The sequence below is a fragment of the Agromyces sp. P1_H4 genome, assembly GCF_056405255.1.
The window spans coordinates 1-3,223 of sequence record NZ_JBFUCL010000392.1; the positions used below are offsets into that span (position 1 = coordinate 1).

Annotated in this window: 3 protein-coding genes; 2 read left to right on the forward strand and 1 reads right to left on the reverse strand. The window is 72.3% G+C overall.

What is annotated here, in order from left to right; translation table 11 throughout:
* On the forward strand, positions 1 to 1,253 hold a 1,253-nt coding region (locus tag AC1DY2_RS17705; protein WP_476763602.1), incomplete at its 5' end, for an ATP-dependent DNA ligase.
* 39 nt (positions 1,254 to 1,292) lie between these two features.
* On the opposite strand, the gene AC1DY2_RS17710 is transcribed toward AC1DY2_RS17705, so the two are convergent.
* Complete coding sequence (locus tag AC1DY2_RS17710) at positions 1,293 to 2,375, reverse strand: DNA glycosylase AlkZ-like family protein (protein WP_476763603.1); 1,083 nt, start codon at positions 2,373 to 2,375, stop codon at positions 1,293 to 1,295.
* 289 nt (positions 2,376 to 2,664) lie between these two features.
* On the opposite strand from AC1DY2_RS17710, the gene AC1DY2_RS17715 reads away from it, so the two are divergent.
* Positions 2,665 to 3,223, forward strand: a 559-nt coding sequence (locus tag AC1DY2_RS17715; RefSeq protein ID WP_476763604.1) for an SDR family oxidoreductase, incomplete at its 3' end; no start/stop codon positions are given.

Genomic DNA, 3,223 nt, shown 5'->3' on the forward strand with positions numbered 1-3,223 from the left:
GAGCTGGGTCGACCGCCGAGCGCGCGCGGGCGTTGCGAGAGCTCACCGCCCGTGCGACCGAGCGGGAACAGGGCTTCCTCGGCCGGGTGCTGCTCGGCGACATGCGCACCGGCGCCCTCGAGGGTGTGCTCACCGACGCCGTCGCGCGCGCCGCCGATCGCCCCGGCGACGTGGTGCGCCGCGCGGCCATGCTCTCGGGCGACCTTGGCGAGACGGCGCGCACCGCGCTCACCGAGCCGCCCGAGGTGCTCGACGCGGTGGGGCTCGTCGTGGGCCGCCCCGTGCTCCCGATGCTCGCCGCGACCGCTGCCACGGCGTCGGCGGCGCTCGAGACCACGGGCGAGGCATCCGTCGAATACAAGCTCGACGGCGCGCGCATCCAGGTGCATCGGTCGGGCGACGAGGTGCGCGTGTTCACCCGCAACCTCGCCGACATCACCCACCGGCTGCCCGAGGTCGTCGAGGTGGTCCGTGGCATGCCGGTGCGCGACGTCATCCTCGACGGTGAGACGCTCGCCCTCGATGAAGACGGCGGTCCGCGGCCGTTCCAGGACACGATGTCGCGCTTCGGCGCCGAGACCGCACGCGAGACGCTGCTGCATCCGTGGTTCTTCGATGTGCTGCACGTCGACGGCCGCGACCTGCTCGACGAGCCGCTCTCGACGCGGATGGGCGAGCTCGAGCGCATCGCCGGGGACCACCGGATCCCCGGCGAGGTGACCAGCGACCCCGAGGTCGCCGAGCGCATCTCGCGCGACGCGCTCGCCGCCGGCCAGGAGGGCGTGGTCGTCAAGGCCATCGACTCGCCGTATGCCGCCGGTCGCCGCGGATCGAGCTGGATCAAGGTCAAGCCCGTGCACACCTACGACCTGGTGGTGCTCGCCTGCGAGTGGGGTTCGGGCCGGCGCGAGGGCTGGCTCTCGAACCTGCACCTCGGCGCACTCGACCCGGTCGGCGAGTTCGGCGAGCCGGGCGACTTCGTGATGGTCGGCAAGACGTTCAAGGGCCTCACCGACGAGCTGCTGCGCTGGCAGACCGAGACGTTCCAGCAGATCGAGGTGCGCCGCACCGCCAACACCGTGTGGGTCGCGCCGACCATCGTGGTCGAGATCGCGATCGACGGCGTGCAGCGGTCGACGCGGTATCCCGGCGGCATCGCGCTGCGGTTCGCGCGGGTTAAGCGTTACCGCGACGACAAGCGGCCAGAAGACGCCGACACGATCCAGACGCTGCGAGGGCTGCTGCGCGGCTGACCGACTTCCGTGACGAGGGACCGGCGAGCGGGCGGTGCCTCAGCGACGCACCTCGAGTCCCAGCCACGACGCGAGCGCGTCGATCTCATCGTCAACGTCGCGCCGCACGACGGTCGTGAACGGCTCGTCCTCGTGGATCGCGTTCACGATGAGCACGCCGCCCTTGCGGTCGGCCGTCGCGTCGAGCTTGCCGACGAGGCGATCACCATGCAGGATCGGCAGCGCGAAGTACCCCCAGCGGCGCTTGGCCGCGGGCTTGTACATCTCGAGGGCGTAGTCGAAGTCGAACAGCTCGAGGGCGCGGGTGCGGTTGTGCACGAGCCGGTCAAACGGCGAGAGCAGGGCCGTTCGGCCCTCGAACGGATGCCCCAGCAACGCGGGGTCGACGCGCCACTCGCCGTCGACCCCCTCGACCACGGCCGGTTCGCCGGCGGCGCCGACATCCGCCGGCTCCATCGGCACCACCRGCGACTTCGCGCGTGCGATGCCGAGTGAGCGCAGGCGGCGCTCGTCGCGGAGCCGTCGTGCCTCGTCGGCGGTCACGGCGCCGAGGTCGGCCGGAAGCGCGCGCTCGCCGAGATCCCAGATCCGTTCGCGCTTGCGGCGCCCGACGATCGCGATCTCGCCGCGGGCGGCCAGGAATTCGAGCATCTGCGTGACGTTGCGGTTGCCCGTCCAGCCGGACGACGTCCACGGCACCACGCTCGTGTCGGGGATCTCCCGCGAGGTCAGCGGTCCTTCGTCGCGCAGCCGGGCGAGCACGTCTCGACGGAACGACTCGTTGGCGTCGAGCCACTCGTGCCACCGGGGGTAGTCGGGCGACCGTTCCATGTCGGCGCGGAAGAGGGCGAGGTCCTCCATCGGCCGGATCAGCGCGTTGAACTCGATGAGCGTGCGGTCGTCCTCGAGCGCACGCACGAGGTCGGCCGGCGCGTAGGCGCCGCCGAGCCGGCTCCAGGCGACGAGGTCGGCGTTCGGCGCGATCGCGGCGGTCGGGTCGACCTGGAGGAACGTGAGGTGCCGCACGGTGTCGAGCAGGTCGGCCGGCCGGTCGGCGACGAGCAGTTGGGCGCGCACGGCGACACGACGTGCCTGCGTACGGTCGAGACGGTGGGGCTCCACGGGTCCACGGTAGCCACGGCCGCCGACGTTCGTCACCCCGGCTCCGCGCGGCCCTCGCCCTGGCGCTCCGAACTGCGGATATATGATCCGGCGCGTCGACCTCCGGGCGCGACCGGCGGCGCGCCGGATCGTATATCCGCAGAAGCGAGCAGTGCAGCTGTCGATGACCGGCGGTGCGGCGTCGGAGTGACGAGATCGCAGTCGGATGTCACATCTCGCCGCGGCATCCGGTCGTATTGGATGTGAGCAGCGAACGTCGCAGCCCGACCACCCAAGAGGAGACCGCACGATGAAGATCGCTGTCGCAGGAGGAACCGGAACCGTCGGCCGTCACGTCGTCGACGTCGTGCGCGAGCGCGGCGACGAGCCCGTCGTGCTGGCCCGTTCGACCGGCGTCGACCTCGTGACGGGGGCGGGGCTGGCCGGCGCGCTCGACGGCGTCGAGACGGTGATCGACGTCGCGTCGGTGCAGACGCTGTCGGATGCCGCGTCCCGCGACTTCTTCGGCGCGGTCACCCGCACCCTGCTCGCCGCCGAGGTGGCGGCGGGCGTGCGCCATCACGTGGCACTCTCGATCGTCGGCGTCGACGACGCCCCGCACGGGTACTACGCCGGCAAGGTGCTGCAGGAGCAGCTCGTCGCGGCCGGGCCCGTGCCGTGGACCATCCTGCGCGCGACGCAGTTCCACGAGTTCGCGGGGCAGATCTTCGACACGGCCAAGGTCGGCCCGGTCGTGTTCGTGCCGCGCATGCGGTCGCAGCCGGTGGCGGCCCGGGAGGTGGCCGAGCGGCTGGTCGCGCTCGCGGCGGGGGAGCCGGCGGGGAGGGCGCAGGACCTCGCGGGTCCCC